The organism is Brevundimonas sp., from assembly GCF_046295075.1.
GTDB lineage: Bacteria > Pseudomonadota > Alphaproteobacteria > Caulobacterales > Caulobacteraceae > Brevundimonas.
On sequence record NZ_JBKBOC010000007.1, the window covers coordinates 98,074 to 116,140 of the forward strand.

Annotated in this window: 17 protein-coding genes and 1 tRNA gene; 9 read left to right on the forward strand and 9 right to left on the reverse strand. The window is 68.1% G+C overall.

What is annotated here, in order from left to right:
• Positions 1-30: 30 nt before the first annotated feature.
• Entirely contained in the window at positions 31-753 is a 723-nt protein-coding gene (locus tag ACK4MH_RS08020; protein WP_409716863.1) for a 3-deoxy-manno-octulosonate cytidylyltransferase, read from the reverse strand.
• A gap of 141 nt (positions 754-894) precedes the next feature.
• Between ACK4MH_RS08020 and ACK4MH_RS08025 the strand changes: the two genes are divergently transcribed.
• Entirely contained in the window at positions 895-1,617 is a 723-nt protein-coding gene (locus tag ACK4MH_RS08025) for a c-type cytochrome (RefSeq protein WP_409716865.1), read from the forward strand.
• A gap of 76 nt (positions 1,618-1,693) precedes the next feature.
• Here the strand turns inward: ACK4MH_RS08025 and ACK4MH_RS08030 are convergent, their stop codons facing one another.
• The gene (locus ACK4MH_RS08030; RefSeq protein ID WP_409716867.1) at positions 1,694-2,308 is read right to left on the reverse strand and encodes a malonic semialdehyde reductase; all 615 of its coding nucleotides are present in this window, start codon (positions 2,306-2,308) and stop codon (positions 1,694-1,696) included.
• A gap of 156 nt (positions 2,309-2,464) precedes the next feature.
• On the opposite strand from ACK4MH_RS08030, the gene ACK4MH_RS08035 reads away from it, so the two are divergent.
• Complete coding sequence (locus ACK4MH_RS08035; RefSeq protein WP_409716869.1) at positions 2,465-2,794, forward strand: YbaB/EbfC family nucleoid-associated protein; 330 nt, start codon at positions 2,465-2,467, stop codon at positions 2,792-2,794.
• Positions 2,794-3,396, forward strand: a complete 603-nt coding sequence (gene recR / locus ACK4MH_RS08040) for a recombination mediator RecR (protein WP_346494499.1) — start codon at positions 2,794-2,796, stop codon at positions 3,394-3,396. The genes ACK4MH_RS08035 and recR overlap by 1 nt, the downstream gene beginning before the upstream one ends.
• Before the next feature lie 6 nt (positions 3,397-3,402).
• Here the strand turns inward: recR and ACK4MH_RS08045 are convergent, their stop codons facing one another.
• Positions 3,403-3,759, reverse strand: a complete 357-nt coding sequence (locus ACK4MH_RS08045) for a hypothetical protein (protein ID WP_409716872.1) — start codon at positions 3,757-3,759, stop codon at positions 3,403-3,405.
• A 112-nt stretch (positions 3,760-3,871) separates the two neighbouring features.
• Here ACK4MH_RS08045 and ACK4MH_RS08050 point away from each other — a divergent pair, with 112 nt between their 5' ends.
• From ACK4MH_RS08050 to ACK4MH_RS08070, 5 genes are all read left to right on the forward strand, one after another.
• The gene (locus ACK4MH_RS08050) at positions 3,872-5,089 is read left to right on the forward strand and encodes a DNA recombination protein RmuC (RefSeq protein ID WP_409716874.1); all 1,218 of its coding nucleotides are present in this window, start codon (positions 3,872-3,874) and stop codon (positions 5,087-5,089) included.
• Between the two features lie 99 nt (positions 5,090-5,188).
• Positions 5,189-5,632, forward strand: coding sequence for a hypothetical protein (locus ACK4MH_RS08055; protein ID WP_409716876.1), 444 nt, complete (start codon positions 5,189-5,191; stop codon positions 5,630-5,632).
• A gap of 3 nt (positions 5,633-5,635) precedes the next feature.
• A complete protein-coding gene (locus ACK4MH_RS08060) occupies positions 5,636-5,842 on the forward strand; it encodes a helix-turn-helix transcriptional regulator (protein WP_135194562.1) in 207 nt (68 codons plus the stop codon).
• On the forward strand, positions 5,839-6,489 hold the full coding sequence (locus tag ACK4MH_RS08065; protein WP_409716878.1) for a hypothetical protein: 651 nt from the start codon (positions 5,839-5,841) through the stop codon (positions 6,487-6,489). Before ACK4MH_RS08060 ends, ACK4MH_RS08065 begins: the two co-directional genes overlap by 4 nt.
• A gap of 45 nt (positions 6,490-6,534) precedes the next feature.
• Complete coding sequence (locus tag ACK4MH_RS08070; protein ID WP_409716880.1) at positions 6,535-7,497, forward strand: TraB/GumN family protein; 963 nt, start codon at positions 6,535-6,537, stop codon at positions 7,495-7,497.
• 50 nt (positions 7,498-7,547) lie between these two features.
• On the opposite strand, the gene ACK4MH_RS08075 is transcribed toward ACK4MH_RS08070, so the two are convergent.
• From ACK4MH_RS08075 to ACK4MH_RS08090, 4 genes are all read right to left on the reverse strand, one after another.
• Positions 7,548-7,621: transfer RNA gene (locus ACK4MH_RS08075), tRNA-Gly, on the reverse strand.
• Between the two features lie 22 nt (positions 7,622-7,643).
• Positions 7,644-8,639 carry a bile acid:sodium symporter family protein gene (locus tag ACK4MH_RS08080; RefSeq protein WP_409716882.1) on the reverse strand — a complete coding sequence of 332 codons (996 nt, stop codon included), beginning with the start codon at positions 8,637-8,639 and terminating at the stop codon, positions 7,644-7,646.
• Positions 8,640-8,722: 83 nt separating this feature from the next.
• Positions 8,723-10,681 (reverse strand): acetate--CoA ligase, encoded by a 1,959-nt coding sequence (acs, locus tag ACK4MH_RS08085; RefSeq protein ID WP_409716884.1) that lies wholly within the window; start codon positions 10,679-10,681, stop codon positions 8,723-8,725.
• 3 nt (positions 10,682-10,684) lie between these two features.
• On the reverse strand, positions 10,685-12,031 hold the full coding sequence (locus ACK4MH_RS08090; RefSeq protein ID WP_409716886.1) for a DcaP family trimeric outer membrane transporter: 1,347 nt from the start codon (positions 12,029-12,031) through the stop codon (positions 10,685-10,687).
• A gap of 162 nt (positions 12,032-12,193) precedes the next feature.
• On the opposite strand from ACK4MH_RS08090, the gene ACK4MH_RS08095 reads away from it, so the two are divergent.
• Entirely contained in the window at positions 12,194-12,805 is a 612-nt protein-coding gene (locus ACK4MH_RS08095) for a response regulator transcription factor (RefSeq protein WP_135194568.1), read from the forward strand.
• On the opposite strand, the gene ACK4MH_RS08100 is transcribed toward ACK4MH_RS08095, so the two are convergent.
• Positions 12,802-16,167, reverse strand: coding sequence for a PAS-domain containing protein (locus tag ACK4MH_RS08100; RefSeq protein ID WP_409716888.1), 3,366 nt, complete (start codon positions 16,165-16,167; stop codon positions 12,802-12,804). The two genes, ACK4MH_RS08095 and ACK4MH_RS08100, sit on opposite strands and share 4 nt — an antisense overlap.
• A gap of 90 nt (positions 16,168-16,257) precedes the next feature.
• A complete protein-coding gene (locus tag ACK4MH_RS08105) occupies positions 16,258-17,931 on the reverse strand; it encodes an MFS transporter (RefSeq protein ID WP_409716890.1) in 1,674 nt (557 codons plus the stop codon).
• Positions 17,932-18,067: the final 136 nt, after the last annotated feature.

An 18,067-nucleotide genomic window follows, 5' to 3' on the forward strand; every position in this document is an offset into this window, starting at 1 on the left:
CGTTCCCCTTCATGGGGAGGGAGATTCTTGTCACGCCAAACGCCGCGCCGCTTCCAGGTCCGCCGGATTGTCGACCGACAGGGGGGCTTCGTCGATGACGGCGGCCCAGATCTGCATGCCCATTTCCAGGGCGCGCAGCTGTTCCAGCTTTTCGCGCGTCTCCAGCGGCGACGGCGGGGCGGCGCAGAAACGGTTCAGGGCCTCGCGGCGATAGCCATAGACGCCGATGTGCCGCCAGATAGGCGCATCGCCATACAGGGTCGAGCGGGTGAAGTAGAGGGCGCGGCCCTGGCGTTCATTTTCTCCCAACGCCAGCACCGCCTTGACCACGTCGGGGTTGGTCCGGTCCGACAGGTCGGCTTCCGCCGCGACCAGAGTGGCGATGTCGCAGGTCGGCTCGCCATGCAGGATGGCGGCGCAGGCGACGGCCAGACCGGGGCTGGCGAAGGGCATGTCGCCCTGAACGTTGATAACCGCGTCGAAATCGCCTTGCGGGTCGATGGCGTCCACGGCGGCGCGGATGCGGTCGGACCCCGAGGGCAAGGCGGGGTCGGTCAGTATGGCCCGACCTCCCGCCGCCTCGACCGCATCGACGATCTCGGGATCGCCGGCGGCGACCACCACCGGCAGGCCCGAGGCTTCGGCCTGGCGATAGGCGCGCACGATCATGGGCACATCGCCGATCAGGGCAAGCGGCTTGTTCGGCAGGCGGGTCGCCGCCATGCGAGCGGGTATCATTATCAACGGATTCATCGACTTCCCTGACGTCTGTCTGACCCGTCGCATGTTGGGCCGGTTGCGAAGGCGGCGCTACCGTGCCAGAGACGCCAACGCAAGATTATGTCCGGGGCGTGTTTTCGAAGGCCCGGCCGGCAGAGGGATTCGACCAGGCGCATGAGCGGCGATCTTAAGTGGAACAAGATTTTCGGTGCGGCTCTGGGGACGGCCTTCGTCATCCTGGTCGTCCAGCAGGCCTCCGGCCTGATCTATCATTCCGAGCCCCCTGAAAAGATGGGCTATTTCGTCGATGCGCCTGAAGAGGTCGCAGGCGGCGAGGCGGCCGAACTGGCGCCCGACTGGGGCACGGTCCTGCCGACTGCCGACCTGGCCGCCGGCGAGGCTGCCTTCGCGCGCTGCCAGGCCTGCCACACTGTGACGCAAGGGGGCGCGGACGGCATCGGTCCGAACCTGTATGGCGTGGTCGGCGGACCGGTGATGCACCGTCCAGGCTTCGCCTATTCGGACGCCATGGCCAAGCACAAGGCCGAGGCTCCGGCCTGGGGCTATGATCAGCTGGACAGCTTCATCACGGCGCCGGCACGCTATGTGCCGGGCACCAAGATGTCCTTCGCCGGCATCCGCGACACCCAGACGCGCATCAACCTGATCGCCTGGCTGCGCACGCAAGGCTCGGGCGGCTTCGCCGTCCCGGCGCCGGACCCGACCCGCCAGCCCGGCGCGGCCGCTCCGGCCGAAGGGGCTGAAGCGCCCGTGACCGAAGGCGCCGCCGCCACCGAAGCGACGGGCACGACCCCGGCCGAAGGCGCGCCCGCAGCGGCCCAGACCACACCGGCGGCTCCGCCCGCCGCGACGGCCTCGGCCCCGCCGAACACCTGATCGACTTCGGTCCAGAGACGACAAAAGGGCGGCCCCGACGGGCCGCCCTTCTTCGTTTTAAACCGGCGCAGCCGCCTCAGAGAATCTGCGCCGCCTCGTCGAACGACAGGCGCGGCGAGCGCGGGAACAGGTTCTCGTCCGAGCCATAGCCTAGGTTGAGGATATAGTTCGGCTCGACATTGCTGTCGGGGAAGAACTCGGCCTTCACCCCCGCCGCATCGAAACCGGACATCGGCCCGACGTCCAGACCCAGCGCCCGCGCGGCGATGGTCAGATAGCCGCCCTGCAGCGAGGCGTTGCGGAAGGCGCTTTCGCGACGGCCGGCCTCGTCGGCGAACCAGGCCTTGGCCCCCGGCGCATGCGGGAACAGGGCGTCCAGATGCTCGTGGAAGTCGATGTCCTGACCGATGATCAGGGTCACCGGCGCCTGCTGCGTCTTGGCCTGGTTACCCTCGCTCATCAGCGGGACCAGGCGCGCCTTGGCCTTAGGCGAGGTCACGAAGACGAAGCGGGCGGGCGATCCGTTGACCGCCGTTGGCCCGAACTTGGTCAGCTCATAGAGCTTGTGCAGCAGCTCGGGCGCGACGGGGCGATCGGTCCAGCCGTTGCGCGTGCGCGCCTCGGTGAAAAGTTGCGACAGGGCGGCGTCCGACAGCGGGGCGTCGCGTTGAGTGAGGGCGTCATAGGCCATGGAATGCCTTCCTGATTAGAACAGCAACGAGTGCAGGTGCTAATTAGGTTGTTTCGCAACGGTCGCAAGTGCGAATGCGGCGCCTCAGCGTTTCCGATTTCGCGATGATGCGCAAAACCCCTGTCGCACCGGCCCTCTTGCCCCTATCTAGAGAGCATGAAAGACCTCACACAACTGATGCAGCAGGCCCAGGCGATGCAGCAAAAGCTGCAGGACGCCCAGGCCAAGATGGCCGAAACGTCCGCCGAGGGCTCCTCGGGCGGCGGCCTTGTCTCGGTGTCCCTCAAGGGGGCGGGCGAGATCACGGCGATCAGGATCGACGACAGCCTGCTGACGCCCGGCGAGGGCGAGATCCTGGCAGACCTGATCGTCGCCGCCCACGCCGACGCCAAGCGCAAGCTGGACGAACAGAACAACGCCCTGATGCGCGAAGCCGCCGGGCCGATGGCCGGGATGAACATTCCCGGAATGCCGAAACTGTTCTGATGGCCGCCTCCGCCGGGCCGGAGATCGAACGGCTGATCTCCCTTCTCGCCAAACTGCCGGGCCTGGGTCCACGCTCCGCCCGGCGCGCGGCCCTGGCCCTGCTGAAGCGTCGCGAGCAGCTGCTGGTGCCGCTGGCGGCGTCTCTGGCCGAGACGGCGGAAAAGGTCGTGTCCTGTTCGGTGTGCGGCACGCCCGATACCCGCGACCCCTGCGCCATTTGTTCAGACGGATCGCGCGACAACGGCCTGATCTGCGTGGTCGAGGAGGCCGGCGCCCTGTGGGCGATGGAGCGATCCGGCGCTTTCCGCGGTAAATACCATGTGCTGGGGGGGCTGCTGTCCGCCCTGGACGGCGTCGGGCCCGAGCATCTGCGCATCACCGAATTGGTTGGGCGGGTGCGGGGCGGCGGCGTGCGCGAGGTCGTGCTGGCCCTGCCCGCCACCGTGGACGGCCAAACCACCGCCCACTATGTCGCCGAGCGGATCGGCGGCCCGGAGGTCGAGGTCACGTCCCTGGCGCGCGGCGTGCCGGTCGGCGGGGATCTGGACTGGCTGGACGACGGCACCATCGTCCAGGCGCTGAAGGCCCGCCGCCCCGCCTGACGCCGATCAGTTCGACGGCGTCGTCGGCGCGTTGACGTTCGGCGCTTCGCCGGTCGGAACCGGCTCAGCCCGGCCCGTCGCGTCCGTGGGCGCGTCGGCCGCAGGCGGCGTCTGGCTGTCGCCCGCAAAGTCCCGGGTATCCGCTGCGGTCGGCCCCGTTTCGTCGTTCTGGGCATTGAAGCCGCCGTTCGAAATCATCCAGATCCCCAACAGCAGAACCGCCGCCGCCAGCGTCGAGATGACCAGCAACACCAGGATGCGCGGCCCCTTGCGTCCGCTGCGCACCAGTTCGGCGTCGACCGGACGGCCTTCGTGGACGGCGTCGGCGGCCTTGTCGTGACGTTCGGGCTCTTGCGGGATCATGGCGTGTCTTCTCCGAGGACAGGTTCAGCCAAACCAACGTCATCGGAACGGCTACGTTCCTGCGAGGCTTGGCGCGCTTCTCATGGGCTGCGACTCCCGCTAGGAACGGAGCATGAACATGATGGTGCCCATCCTCGCCCTTCTCGCCGCCGCCTTCGCGGGCGCCTTCCTTTGGGCCTACATGGGCTGGCAGAGGACGCAAGGCGCGCTGGCGGCCGCCGAGGCGCGCATCGACCTGGTCGAGGAAAGCCGCGTCACCATGGGCGAACTGCTGAAGGCCCAGGCGGCTCAATCCGCCCAGGTGGTGGCGGATCAGATGGTCAGCCGCGCGACCGAGACTTTCCGCGCCCAGGACCAGTTGGCGCGCGAGCGGATGGCGGCCCAGCTGAAGCCCGTCGCCGACACCCTGACCAAGTTCCAGGAACATGTGGCCGCGCTGGAGAAGACCCGCTCCGAAGAAACCGGGGGCCTGCGCGAACAGCTGACCCAGCTGATGGCGGCGTCCTCGGCGACGCGTGACGAAGCCCGAAAGCTGACCGAGGCCTTGCGCGGCAACACCGGTCGGCGCGGGCGCTGGGGCGAGCAGACCTGCCGCAATGTGCTGGAGGCCGCCGGCATGGCCGGCCGGTTCGACTTCACTGAACAGACCTCCAGCGCTGACGACGAAGGTCGCCAGAACCGGCCCGACTTCATCGTCCGCCTGCCCGGCGGCGGCATGTTCGTGATCGACGCCAAGGTGCCCCTGGCCTTCGACGAGGGCGACGGCGACGAGGAGGCGCGCGCCCGTTCTGTCGCCCTGCGCACCGCCGCCAGCCTGAAGACCCACGTGCGCCAGCTGTCGTCCAAGGCCTATCAGGACCAGTTCAAGCCCAGCCCGGATTTCGTCGTCCTGTTCGTGCCCGGCGACGCCTTCCTGGTCACCGCCCTGGACCACGAGCCGGACCTGATGACCCAGGCGATGGCGTCGCGCGTCGTCATCGTCACCCCCTCGACCCTGTTCGCCCTGTGCAAGGCCGTCGCCTATGGCTGGCGGGCGGAAGAACAGGCGGCCAACGCCGACAAGGTCGCCGCCCTGGGGCGCGAGCTCTACAAGCGGCTGTCGGTCATGGGCGGCCACGCCTCGGCCGTCGGCCGCGCCCTGGATCAGGCCGTGGGCAAATACAACCAGTTTGTCGGCTCGCTGGAGAGCCAAGTCATGGTTTCGGCCCGCCGCTTTGAAGATCTGCAGGTGGATCACGAGGGCAAGACCCTGCCGGACCTGACGCCGGTGGAGACGGCGCCGCGCGTCATCGCTCGTCCGGAGCTGATCGCTTCACAGACGGAGGATTGAACCGCTCCACTGGAATCAGTGGAAAGGGTATTTGACATCGCTGGTCACTGATGTAAAAGACGCTTGTCTAAACATTCGGCAACTCGGCGAGGCCCTTCGATGAAAACCGTCAAACCACTCGGCGCGGCCGGCTTCGTCGGCATGGTCGTTGTTTTGTTCGTGCTGGGGCTGGTCGGCGGTATCGGCTCGGGCTTTCTGTCAGACCAGCCGGGCCTCGGCGGACTGATCGGTTCTGGCCTGTTTCTGGTCGCCGTGATGGCCGCCACCCTGGCGGTCACGGTCTGGTGGTGGCGTCGGCTCGACGAAGCCGCCCGTGAGGCGCACAAGTGGGCTTGGTACTGGGGCGGCAGCGCCGGGATGATGCTGGGGTTGGCCCTGGTCCTCACCTTGGCCACGCGCGACGTCGATCTGGCCCGTTTCTTACCGGCAGACGCCAGCTCCGGCGACCTGGTCGTCGGGGGGATGCTGAGCATCCTGCTGTTCCAGTTGGCTGGCTATACCCTGGCTTGGGGCTGGTGGTGGCTGGCGCGGATGCGGGGCTGAGCCATGAACAATCGTCTCAAGGTCCTGCGCGCCGAGCGCGACTGGAGCCAGGCGCAGCTGGCCGAACATCTGGGCGTGTCGCGCCAGACAGTGAATGCGCTGGAAACCGGCCGTTACGACCCGTCCCTGCCGCTGGCCTTCAAGATCGCGCGCATCTTCGGCCAACCCATCGAATCCATCTTTTCGGACGACCAGGAGCCGACGAAATGAAGTCTCCCTCCCTCTCTCCCGGCTCGTGGCCCCGATGGGTCCGCGCCTTCGCCTTCGGCGCCCTGTTCGGCGTGATCGGCTACGGCGTCGGCGCCTGGCTGGCCAAGGTCGCACCGGGCGGGTTTGGCCTGACGGACAAGGCCATACGCTGGTCGGACGTGCTGGCCCTGCTGGTCGGGTTCGCCCTGGTCGTGGGCGCGCTGTGGGCGCTCTACGTCAGCCTGGACGCCAAACGATTGGGCAAGATGTACAATCTGGAAGGCGACGCCTCGCCCGAGGAAGCCGCCGTGGCGCGGTTCCAGGCGGCGGTCATGGGCTTTTCCGGCGTCATCCTGACCCTGCCGATCGCATTCAGCCTGATGGGCGTCAGCCCCGTGCTCGGCCTCGGCGCCATCGGCCTGCTGCTGGTGCTGCACACGGTGATGAATGTGCGCGTCTATCGCCAGGCCGACGAACTGCTGCGCCGCGCCGTGATGGAGGCGGCCGCCGTCACCTTCTTCTTGGGCCAACTGATCCTGTTCCTGTGGGCCGCCGCCGAACGCCTGGGCGCCGCGCCGGCGATCACCGCCTGGGACATCTACGCCGTGCTGATGACGCTCTATCTCGGCGCCTCCATCTGGATCAGCGCCCGTCGCGGCCTGGCCTGACCTCTTTCCCCTTTTCCCGCCTTTTTCAAAAACTGGAGTGACCTCATGACCCTCTCTGCCCGCCTCCGATCCTCCGTTTCCACCCTCGCGCGCGGCGCCCTCGGCGTCGCCGGCGGCCTGGCCCTGTTCGTCGCCATCGCCGGGGTTCCGGCCGACGCCCTGGCCCAGACGACGGCGCCCGCCGCCGCTGCGCCCATCCAGGGCGAAGGCCCCGCCCTGTGGGTGATCAAGGATGCGGATTCGACCCTGTATCTGTTCGGCTCGGTCCACGTGCTGCGCCCCACAACCGGCTGGGCCAGCCCCCGCGTCGAGGCCGCCTTCGACAGCGCCTCGGACATCTGGTTCGAGATCAGCAATCCCGACGACCAGGCTGCCGTCATGCCGCTGATCCAGCAGCACGGCCTGTCGCTGGACACGCCCCTGTCCAGCCGCCTGACGCCCGAAGAGAATGTCGAACTGGAAGCCGCCGCCCAGGCCATGGGTTCGTCCGCCGCCCAGCTTCAACCGATGAAGCCCTGGCTGGCGGCGCTCAGCCTGTCGGTCGCCCCTCTGGTCAAGGCCGGCTATGATCCCAAGTCCGGCGTCGAACTGGTGCTGAAGGCGCGCGCCGAGGCGGTGGGCAAGCCGATCCACGCCTTCGAAACCATCGACAAGCAGATCGGCATCCTGGCCAACCTGCCCGAAGACGTGCAGATGGCCTTCCTGCGCGAGACGCTGAAGGATTACGAGAACGCCGTCACGCTTCTGGACACCATGGTCGAGGCCTGGGCCAAGGGCGACGTCGCCACCCTGGACCGCGTCATGGTCGAGGAGATGAAGGCGGCTTCGCCGGCCCTGTATCAGGCCCTGCTGGTCGACCGGAACACCGACTGGGCCAACCAGATTCAGACCCTGCTCGAAGGCTCTGGCACCGCCTTCATCGCCGTGGGCGCCGGCCACCTGACCGGCGACGACAGCGTCCAGGCCATCCTGCAACAACGCGGCGTCACCGTCGAAGCCGCGAACTGAGAACGGGAAGGAGGCGCGGCGGCACGATCGTCGCGCCTTCACCAATAGGCTGGAGCGGGCAGCGGGAATCGAACCCGCACGAGCAGCATGGGAAGCTGCCAGGCTACCACTACATCATGCCCGCGATGGCCTGAGGGCGGTCTATCTTAAGGTAAGACGGGGCTCAAGGCGCGTGCTTCATTCTCTCGCGCATAGCGCTGGGCGATGATGGTGCAGGCGAACAGCTGGATCTGGTGGAACAGCATGATCGGCAGGACGATCAGCGGCACCGCGTGACCGGCGAACAGGATGCCGGCCATGGGGATGCCCGTGGCCATGCTCTTCTTGGAACCGCAGAACAGGATGACGATCCGGTCGGGCTTGTCGAACTTGAGAAGCCGCCCCGCCATCAGGGTCAGGCCCAGGACGATGGCCAGCAGCACGATGTTCAGGCCGATGACCTTGGCCAGGTCCATAGGCGCGACCTGGGACCAGACGCCGGCGACGACGCCCTCGCTGAAGGCGGCGTAGACGATCAGCAGGATGGAGCCGCGGTCCACCAGGCCCGTCAGTTTGGCGTGACGGGCCAGCCAGTCCTTCAGCAGCGGGCGACACAGCTGGCCCACGGCGAACGGGGCCAGGATCTGCAGGCCGATGTCGAGGATGGACTGCAGGTGGATTCCGCCGCCTGCTCCACCGATCGTCAGGGCGACCAGCAGCGGCGTCACGATCACGCCCAGCAGGTTCGACAGACTGGCGCTGGTCAGAGCGCCCGCGACATTGCCGCCGGCGATGGAGGTGAAGGCGATGGACGACTGCACCGTGGACGGCAACAGGCACAGATAGAGCATCCCCGTCAGCAGGTCGGGCTGAAGTGATCCCCGCATCAGGAGGACCAGACCCAGCCCCAGCAGCGGAAACAGCAGGAAGGTCGACAGGAAGACCGTGCCCTGAAGCCGCCAATGCATCAGGCCGGCGCCGATGGCCGCCGGCGACATCCGCGCGCCATACAGGAAGAACAGCAGGGCGATGGCCGCCTTGACCACCCAGTCCATGACCACGGCGGCCTGTCCGCTGGCGGGCAGCAGCGCCGCCAGGATCACCATCCCGATCAGGGCCAGAAGATAGCCGTCGATGGGCAGGCGGGACAGGAAACGGGGCATGGACGGCTCAGGCTGCGGCAGGCTGACGCACAGATAGGCTCAGCCGGCGCCGCATTGAACCCCGCGCCGCTATTGCGCCCTGTCTATTCCGCCCCGGCGCGATTCTTGACCAGGTCGTCCACCACCGACGGATCGGCCAGGGTCGAGGTGTCGCCCAGCGACCCGATCTCGTTCTCGGCGATCTTGCGCAGGATGCGCCGCATGATCTTGCCCGAGCGGGTCTTGGGCAGGCCCGGCGCCCACTGGATCACGTCGGGCGCCGCGATGGGGCCGATCTCGTGGCGGACGTGGGCGACCAGGGCCTTGCGCAGCTCTTCGGTCCCCTCGACCCCGTTGTTCAGGGTGACATAGGCGTAGATGCCTTGGCCCTTGATGTCGTGGGGATAGCCGACGACCGCCGCCTCGGCGACATCGTCGTGCAGCACCAGGGCGCTCTCGACCTCGGCCGTGCCCATCCGGTGGCCAGACACGTTGATGACGTCGTCCACCCGGCCGGTGATCCAGTAATAGCCGTCTTCGTCGCGACGGCAGCCGTCGCCGGTGAAATAGCGGCCCGGATAGGTCGAGAAATAGGTGTCGAAGAAGCGCTGGTCGTCGCCATAGACGGTGCGCATCTGGCCCGGCCAGCTGTCGGTGATGCACAGGTTGCCGGACGCCGCGCCCTGCAGCGGCTGGCCCTCGGCGTCCACGATCTCAAGCTCGACGCCTGGCAGGGGCAGGGTGGCCGATCCGGGTTTCAGGTCGGTGGCGCCGGGCAGGGGGGTGATCAAATGGCCGCCCGTCTCGGTCTGCCACCAGGTGTCCACGATGGGGCAGCGGCTGTCGCCGACGACCTCGTGATACCAGCGCCAGGCCTCGGGATTGATCGGCTCGCCGACGGTGCCCAGGAGGCGCAGCGAGGCGCGCGACGAGGCCTTCACGGGCGCATCGCCTTCGCGCATCAGGGCGCGCAGGGCCGTGGGGGCGGTGTAGAAGATCTCCACCTTGTGCTTGTCCACCACCTGCCAGAACCGGCCAGCGTCGGGATAGTTGGGCACGCCCTCGAACATCAGGGTCGTCGCCGCATTCGCGAGAGGCCCATAGATCATGTACGAATGGCCGGTGACCCAGCCCACGTCGGCGGTGCACCAGAAGACCTCGCCGGGGCGATAGTCGAAGACGATCTCGTGTGTCCAGGCGGCCCAGAACAGATAGCCGCCCGTGGTGTGCAGCACGCCCTTGGGCTTTCCGGTCGAACCCGAGGTGTAGAGGATGAACAGCGGATCCTCGGCGTTCATCGGCTCGGGCGGGCTGTCGGCGTCGACCTTGGCGGCTTCCAGGGCGTAATCGAAGTCGCGGCCCTCGATCATCGGCACGTCGCGGCCGGTGCGACGCACGACCAGGACGGTGTCGACCTTCACCTTCGTCAGGGCCTCGTCCACATTGGCTTTCAGCGGCACATGTTTGCCGCCGCGCAGACCCTCGTCGGCGGTGATGACCAGATTGGACCCGCAATCCTCGATCCGGCCGCACAGGCTGTCGGGCGAGAAGCCGCCGAACACGACCGAGTGGACGGCGCCGATGCGCGCGCAGGCCAGCATGGCGTAGGCGGCCTCGGGGATCATCGGCAGATACAGGGTGATCCGGTCGCCCTTCTTGGCCCCGTGCGCCTTCAGCACATTGGCCATGCGGCACACCTCGGCGTGCAGTTCGCCGAAGGTGATGTGGCGGCTGTCGGCGGGATCGTCGCCTTCCCAGATGATCGCCGTCTCGTCCTTGCGATGAGGCAGGTGGCGGTCGATGCAGTTGGCCGAGACGTTCAGGACGCCGTCCTCGAACCAGCGGATGCGGAAGTCTTCCTTCTTGAAGGAGACGTCCTTGATCTTGGTCGGGGCCGTGATCCAGTCCAGACGCTTGGCCTGTTCGGCCCAATAGGCGTCGGGCGTCTCGCGCGCCGCGATCCGCGCCGCCTCATAGGTCTCCCGGTTCAAGTGGGCCTTTTCGGCCCAGTCGGCAGGGACGGGATAGAGGTCGGGATCAGGCACGCGAGACGTCTCCGGCATCAATCAGAATCCGTATTTGGCGAACAGGATCAGACGGGTCATGTCGCCGCTGGCGCCGGTCTCGATCTCACGATCCGCGAACATCAACTCGGCCCCGACATCAAACGCCGTAACCGGCGACCAGATCAAATTCGCATGGATGCTCTGGGCGGAACGGTTGACGGCCAGGCCGGTGAAGCCGGTCTCGTTATCCACCTTCTGCGCCGACCAGATCAGGCTGGAGCGCCAGCCGGGCGCCCAGACGTGGCGGTAGGCGGCGAAGCCGGCGACCACGCCGATGGAGTCCAGTTCGCCCGAGGCGTCCACCACCGCGTCGTTGGAGAAGTTCAGCCCGACATAACGGCCGATGCCCTCGCCGCCGGTCAGCATCAGGCGGATGTCGTCCTTGGACCCGACCTTGATCTTGGTCGAGGCCGACAGGCCCCAGCCGGTCGCGGTGGAATCGATATTGGTCGCCGGATTCTGGTATTTCAGCTGGCGCAGCAGGCCGGCGAACTGGAAGTCGCCCCACGGCTGGGACACGGCGTAGCGGGCGGTGAAGTCCGGCAGGCTGTTGTCGTCGGCGACGATGCGCGCGCCGCCGCCGAACGGGGTCACGGTCGTCTCGGGGTTTTCGACCGAGACCGAGAAGGGACCGCGCGTATAGCGGACCTGGACCTGACGGGCGAAGACGGTGCCTTCCGCCGCGCCGATGAAGTCGGCGGATTCGGGCAGGACGGCGGTGTTCTGGAAGTTGGTCCACTCCTGGCCGATCAGCCAGTTGTCGATGGTGATGAAGGCGCGACGCAGGGCCGGGTTGGCGGGGCTGGTAGTCCGCTGGTCGCCGGCGCCGGGCAGGGTCTGGAAGTCCATCTCCATGCGGGTGCCGATCTTGTGGCCGCCGACCATGCCGTCGGTGGTCAACCAGAAGCGGGTCTGACGGGCGTTGAAATCGGTCGCCGTATCCTCGTCGGCGCCGCCGATGGGGATGGAGCCGGGAATGTGGAATTCGCGCAGGGCGTCGCCGTTGAGCGGGTCGCCGCCGGAGTAGCGGGTGGCGTAGGCGTCGACCTTGACGAAGCCGCCGAACTTGACCGTGTGGTCGCCGATGCGGAAGCCGTCGCTGGGCGCGGCCGGGGCGGCGGCCTGCTGGACCGGCGCCGCCGGGCGTGTTTCGAGGCGGATGATGTCCTGCTGTTGGGCGGCCTGCTGGGTGCGCGAGGCGACGACCTCGGATTTCAGGGCGTTCAGCTGGGCTTCGAGCTGGGCGATGCGCGCTTCGAGCGCGGCCTGGTCCTGGGCCGAGGCGATACCGGGTGACGCCAGCAGGGCGACGGCGGCGGCTCCCGCCATTAGGCTTGTCTTGATCATGATGAATCCTCCCGCGCCCATCTAACGCGGGCGTCCCTTCGAAAACCTTTCCGCCTCCAGCCTCGGGGAGCCATTGGCCATTGGTCTAATTTCGACCAAAGTCGAACCGCGCCATGATGGCGACGACGCGGCCGATCAGACGCCGCGCACGGAAGGACGCCCATGGATCGCATCGTCGTCGCCGACGACCATCCCCTGTTCCGCGCCGCCCTGCGCTCGGCCGTCGACAAGGCGGCGCCGGGCGCGGAGGTGGTGGAATGCGCCAGCCTGGCCGAGGCCAAGGCGGCGATGGTCGCCGGGCCGGTCGATCTGCTGCTGCTGGACCTGAAGCTGTCGGACAGCGAGGGCATGGCGGGGCTGGCCGCCGTGCGGGCCGAACAACCGACCGTGCCGGTCGCGGTGGTGTCGGCCAGCGAGGACGCGCCCGTGGTGCGCCACGCCCTGGGCCTGGGCGCCGCCGGCTTCATTCCGAAATCCTCGTCCTTGCCCCAGATGGTCGAGGCCATCGCCGCCATCCTGGCCGGCGACAGCTGGGCGCCGGATGTGCCAGAGGCGGACGACGACGACCCGGCCGGCCGCGTCGCCAGCCTGACGCCGTCGCAACTGCGGATCCTGGAGGGGTTGAAGGCCGGGCGGCTGAACAAGCAGATCGCCTTCGACCTGGGCGTGTCCGAGGCCACCATCAAGGCGCACCTGACCAGCGTGTTCCGCAAGCTGGGCGTCCACAACCGGACCCAGGCGGTGATCTTGGCCAAGTCGCTGGACCCCAGCTAGCTGGACAAAAAGGCCTTCAGCGCCGCCGGCTTGATCGGCTTGGGCAGCAGGACGGCGCCCGCCGCCGTCGCCTGTTCGTTCAGACCATCTCGGGTGTCGGCGGTGACCAGGGCGATGCGGCGCACGCCGTGGGGTCGCAGCCAGTCGATGACGGCGAACCCTTCCGGCCCGTCGCCGAGGTGCAGATCGACCACGGCGGCGTCGAACGGACCCCTGGCCGCCTTGGCCGCCGCCACGCTGGTCACCAGCGTCGGCTTCGCGCCCCAGCGGGTGAGAAGGGCGTTCAGCGCATCCAGGATCACCGGCTCATTGTCCACGCACAGCACCCGCAGGCCCGCCAGCGGCAAGCGCGCCTCGCGCACCGGCGCGACTTCGGGAATCACGTCGGCGGGGCTGCGCGGCACGGTGATGCGGAAGATCGTGCCGCGTCCGATGCGCGAGCTCAGCTCCAGCGGATGGTCCAGCAGGCTGGACAGGCGGCGCACGATGGCCAGGCCCAGGCCGGCGCCCGGCTCGTCCACCGCACCGGGCAGACGCACGAACTCGCCGAAGACGGTCTCGTGATCGGAATCGGGGATGCCGCGCCCGGTGTCGCAGACGAACAGCTGCACCGTCTCGCCCTGCCGCCGCGCCCCGACCAGCACCCGCCCTGTGTCCGTGTAGCGGATGGCGTTGGCCACCAGGTTCTGCAGCATGGACCGCAGCAGGTCGCGGTCCGACGCCGCCCACAGCCGGCTGGGCATGATGGTCAGGCGCAGACCCTTGGCCTCGGCCACGGGCGCGAACTCGCGGCGCAATTCGTCGAACAGACCGCCCAGCGACAGTTTGGTCACATTGGTCCGCACCCCGCCGGCCTCCAGCTTGGACAGGTTCAACAGGGCCGTCAGCAGGCGGTGGGCGCTGTCGATGGCGCGGTCGGCGTTGACGGCCAGGGTGCGGCTGGTCGGTTCCGCCAGCGCAGGCTCCTCCTTCAGCGCGGCGATGAACAGGCGGGCGGCGTGCAGCGGCTGCAGCAGGTCGTGGCTGGCGGCGGCCAGAAACCGGGTCTTGGACGCCGTGGCGTCCTCGGCGACACGCCGGGCCTCGTCCAGCCGGGCGGTGCGGTCGGCGACGCGCGCCTCCAGCCGTTCGTTGGCCTCTTCCAGTTCGCGCGCGGCGCGACGCAGGGCGGTGATGTCGGTGTAGCTGGTGGCGTAGCCGCCGCCGGGGATGGGCGCACCGGATGAGCGCAGCACCCGGCCGTCGGGCTGTGCGCGTTCGTGATCGTGGGGGATGCGGCGGCTCAGCGCCTCCAGCCGCCGCTCGACCCAGGCCTCGATGTCGTCGGGGCTCTCGCCGCGCTCGGCGTTCAGGCGATAGATGTTGGCGATGGGCAGGCCGACGTGGACGAAGCCGACCGGCAGTTCGAACATGGAGACATAGCGGCGGTTCCAGGCGGTGACGCGCAGATCCTCGTCCACCACGATCACGCCCTGGTCGATGTTGTCGAGCGTGGTCTGCAACAGGTCGCGGTTGAACTGAACGGCTTGCGACGCCTCGTCCAGCATCCGCACCACGTCCTCGGGCGCCCGCCCGACGCCCGCCAAGGCTGCCGCGATGACCCGTCGGGCTGAGGCCGCGCCGATGGCGCCCGCCAGCATCCGCTCGGCCGCGCGGGCAAGCGCTGCATCGGCCGGATCGGCGTCGCGCAGCCGGGTGTCGGTCTCGCGTCCCCAGGCGGAGAAGGCGCGCTCGGCCCGCTCGTCGCCGATGAAGCGGGCGACCAGGGCGCGCAGGTCGCCGACCGAGGCGCCCGACGGCGAAGGCCTGGCCTCCATCCAGTCCGGCCCCAGCCGATCGACGAAGGCGCGGGCCTGGACCCGGTCGATCAGCCGGGGCTGAGCAAAACGGGACACCCCGACATAGGCCGCCAGATTGAGCCCCAGGCTGACGAAAACCCCCAGGGCCAGCGGATCCTTGACTCCCAGCATGACGTGCAGGTGCCACGGCGCGCCGGGCGCCAGTTGCGGCAGGGCCAGCATGACGATCCACACCGCCATCCCGACCGTCATGCCCGCCAGCGCCCCGTGCGCATGACCGCCGCGCCACAGCACGGCGCCGAACAGGGCGGGCGCCAGCTGGGCCATGGCGGCGAAGGACACCAGCCCCATGGCCGCCAGGCCGCGCGACTGATCCGTCGCCTGATAATAGAGCCAGGCCAACAGCAGGACGGCGACGATGGCCGCACGCCGCACCTGTAGGATGGTCCCCGCCATGTCCGAGGCGTCGCCCCGCACCCGCCAGCGGTCGCGCGCCAGGAAAGGCAGGATCAGGCTGTTGGACACCATGGCCGACAGGGCGACGGCCTCGACGATCACCATGGCGGTGGCGGCCGAAAAGCCGCCGACGAAGACGATGGCCGTCAGCATCGTTTCGCCGCGCTGGAAGGGCAGAGCCAGCACCAAAAGATCGGGGTTCACGCTCGGCGCGAACAGGGCGCCCGCGGCCACCAGCGGCAGGACCGCCAGGCTGGTCAGCAGCAGATAGAGGGGAAAGATCCAGCGCGCCCGCTTTACGTCCGACGGCTGGGCGCCCTCGACGAAGGCGACGTGGAACTGACGCGGCAGGCAGAAGATGGCCAGGGTCGACAACAGGGTGATGGCGGTGAAGCGCGGCGTGACCTCAGGCGGGGAGGCCAGGGCCCCCAGGCCTTCGATGATGCGCGGCGGCGAGCCTTCGTTGAGCAGCAGGACCAGGGCGAAGACGGCGACGAACAACAGGGCGCCCAGCTTGACCATCGATTCCAGGCCGATGGCCTGGATCAGGCCGCGATTGTGCTCGGTCAGGTCGGGACGGCGCGCCCCGAACAGGATGGCGAAGAAGGCCAGCACCCCCGCCAGCACCAGAACCGTCAGCCGCTCGGACCCCGCCACCGGCGTGCCGGCGGTCAGAAGGGCGCCGGCCATCGACAGCGACTTCAGTTGCAGCGCGATATAGGGCAGCGACCCCAGGATGGCGACGACCGTGACCGCCGCGCCCAGGCTCTGGCTCTTGCCGTAGCGCGAGGCCACGAAGTCGGCCATCGAGCCGACGTTCTCGCGCCGGGCGGCGGCCGCGATCCTGCGCCACAGCGGGAACAGCAGCGTCAGCCCGATCACCGGCCCGATGTAGATGGGCAGATACTCCCACCCGTCACGCGCCGCCGTGCCGACCGCGCCGTAATAGGTCCAGGAGGTGCAGTAGATGGCCAGGGACAGGGCATAGACCGACGGCCCCAACCCCTTGCCGCGCGCCCGCGCCGCCGGCCGTTCCTGATACCAGGCGACGGCGAACAGCACCGCCATATAGGCGGCGACCAGGCCGAGGATCGTCAGGCTGAACATGGGGGCATCTGAACCGGGCAGGGGCTGTTTCACAAGCGAAAGGCGGGCCGTCTCGCGACGACCCGCCCCTCGTTCCGCCTGAAAGCAGGATCAGGCGTTCAGATCGACGTCCTTGCCTTCCTTGACCAGCAGGAAGCCCAGCACGACCGTCGCGAGGGCGACGATGATCGGATACCAGAGACCGGAGTAGATGTTTCCGGTCGCCGCCACGATGGCGAAGGCGGTGGTCGGCAGGAAGCCGCCGAACCAGCCGTTGCCGATGTGATAGGGCAGGGACATGGAGGTGTAGCGGATATTGGTCGGGAACATCTCGACCAGGGCCGCCGCGATCGGTCCGTAGACCATGGTCACGTAGAAGCCGAGGATGAACAGGATCAGCACCACCATCGGCTTGTTGACCAAGGCGCTGTCCGCCTTGGCCGGATAGCCGGCGGCGGTCAGGGCGGCGGTCAGTTCCGTGTCCCAGGTCTTCTTCTGGGCGGCGAAATCAGCCGTGGTCATGGCGTCGCCCCGGAAGCTGGGGATGACGGACTGATCGCCGATGCGAACCTCGGCCACGGTCCCGGCGGGCGCCTCGACATTGGTGTAGGTCACGCCGGCCTTGGCCAGGTGGGACTTGGCCACGTCGCAGGACTGGTTGAACACCGTCTTGCCGACGGGGTCGAACTGGACGTTGCAGTCGGCCGGATCGGCATAGACCACGACCGGCGCCGAGGCGGCGGCGGCGGCAAGACGCGGGTTGGCGGCCTGGGTCAGAGCGTTGAACAACGGGAAATAGGTCAGGGCCGCGATCAGGCAGCCGGCCAGGATGATCGGCTTGCGTCCCACCTTGTCCGACAGCCAGCCCCAGAAGATGAAGAAGGGCGAGGCGGCCAGAAGCGCGATGGTCAGCAGGATGTAGACCAGGGTGGCGTCGACCTTCATGACCCGTTCGAGGAAGAACAGGGCATAGAACTGGCCCGTGTACCAGATGACGGCCTGACCGGCGGTGAGGCCCAGCAGGGCGATCAGCACGATCTTCAGGTTCGGCCATTTGCCGAAGCTGTCTTTCAGCGGGGTCTTGGAGCCCTTGCCCTCGGCCTTCATCTTCTTGAATGACGGGCTCTCGGCCAGCTTCAGACGAATCCACAGGGAGACGCCCAGCAGCAGGATCGAGACCAGGAACGGAATGCGCCAGCCCCAGTCGGCGAAGGCTTCCTCACCGACCGCAAGCCGGACGCCGAGGATGACCACCAGGCTGAGCACCAGACCGGCGGTGGCCGTGATCTGGATGAAGGAGGTGTAGAAGCCGCGCTTGCCGCGCGGGGCGTGCTCGGCGACGTAGGTTGCGGCGCCGCCGTATTCACCGCCCAGGGCCAGCCCCTGGATCAGGCGCATCAGCACCAGGATGATCGGTGCGGCGATGCCGATGACCGCATAGGGCGGCAACAGGCCGACGACGAAGGTCGACAGACCCATCAGCAGCATGGTGACGAGGAAGGTGTTCTTGCGTCCCCACAGGTCACCCAGCCGCCCGAAGACGATGGCGCCGAAGGGCCGCACCGCAAAGCCGGCGGCGAAGGCCATCAGGGCGAAGATGTAGCCGGTCGTCTCGTTGACGCCCGAGAAGAACTGGACGGTGATGATCGCCGCCAGAGAACCGTAAAGATAGAAGTCGTACCACTCGATGACGGTGCCGACCGATGAGGCGAGGATGACCAGGCGATCGCTGCGATCGACGGTGTGTTCCTCTTCCCCAGACGCAATTGGAGCGTCGGTAGCCATGATCCATTCCTCCCAAGTCGCCGTTATCGGCCGTTCTGCGCATCCCTGCGGATACGTGGACGCCGACATTGACCGAGAGGGAGGCGGCTGGAGAGAGCGACTTTGGTCGAGGATCGCCGGTCGCCAAAGTCGCCGG

What these genes read in the sequence shown, in the direction of transcription:
- ACK4MH_RS08020 (WP_409716863.1), bottom strand. Translation starts at nt 753, where the DNA reads ATGAATCCGTTGATAATGATACCCGCTCGCATGGCGGCGACCCGCCTG.
- ACK4MH_RS08025 (WP_409716865.1), top strand. Translation starts at nt 895, where the DNA reads ATGAGCGGCGATCTTAAGTGGAACAAGATTTTCGGTGCGGCTCTGGGG.
- ACK4MH_RS08030 (WP_409716867.1), bottom strand. Translation starts at nt 2,308, where the DNA reads ATGGCCTATGACGCCCTCACTCAACGCGACGCCCCGCTGTCGGACGCC.
- ACK4MH_RS08035 (WP_409716869.1), top strand. Translation starts at nt 2,465, where the DNA reads ATGAAAGACCTCACACAACTGATGCAGCAGGCCCAGGCGATGCAGCAA.
- recR (WP_346494499.1), top strand. Translation starts at nt 2,794, where the DNA reads ATGGCCGCCTCCGCCGGGCCGGAGATCGAACGGCTGATCTCCCTTCTC.
- ACK4MH_RS08045 (WP_409716872.1), bottom strand. Translation starts at nt 3,759, where the DNA reads ATGATCCCGCAAGAGCCCGAACGTCACGACAAGGCCGCCGACGCCGTC.
- ACK4MH_RS08050 (WP_409716874.1), top strand. Translation starts at nt 3,872, where the DNA reads ATGAACATGATGGTGCCCATCCTCGCCCTTCTCGCCGCCGCCTTCGCG.
- ACK4MH_RS08055 (WP_409716876.1), top strand. Translation starts at nt 5,189, where the DNA reads ATGAAAACCGTCAAACCACTCGGCGCGGCCGGCTTCGTCGGCATGGTC.
- ACK4MH_RS08060 (WP_135194562.1), top strand. Translation starts at nt 5,636, where the DNA reads ATGAACAATCGTCTCAAGGTCCTGCGCGCCGAGCGCGACTGGAGCCAG.
- ACK4MH_RS08065 (WP_409716878.1), top strand. Translation starts at nt 5,839, where the DNA reads ATGAAGTCTCCCTCCCTCTCTCCCGGCTCGTGGCCCCGATGGGTCCGC.
- ACK4MH_RS08070 (WP_409716880.1), top strand. Translation starts at nt 6,535, where the DNA reads ATGACCCTCTCTGCCCGCCTCCGATCCTCCGTTTCCACCCTCGCGCGC.
- ACK4MH_RS08080 (WP_409716882.1), bottom strand. Translation starts at nt 8,639, where the DNA reads ATGCCCCGTTTCCTGTCCCGCCTGCCCATCGACGGCTATCTTCTGGCC.
- acs (WP_409716884.1), bottom strand. Translation starts at nt 10,681, where the DNA reads ATGCCGGAGACGTCTCGCGTGCCTGATCCCGACCTCTATCCCGTCCCT.
- ACK4MH_RS08090 (WP_409716886.1), bottom strand. Translation starts at nt 12,031, where the DNA reads ATGATCAAGACAAGCCTAATGGCGGGAGCCGCCGCCGTCGCCCTGCTG.
- ACK4MH_RS08095 (WP_135194568.1), top strand. Translation starts at nt 12,194, where the DNA reads ATGGATCGCATCGTCGTCGCCGACGACCATCCCCTGTTCCGCGCCGCC.
- ACK4MH_RS08100 (WP_409716888.1), bottom strand. Translation starts at nt 16,167, where the DNA reads ATGTTCAGCCTGACGATCCTCGGCCTGGTCGCCGCCTATATGGCGGTG.
- ACK4MH_RS08105 (WP_409716890.1), bottom strand. Translation starts at nt 17,931, where the DNA reads ATGGCTACCGACGCTCCAATTGCGTCTGGGGAAGAGGAACACACCGTC.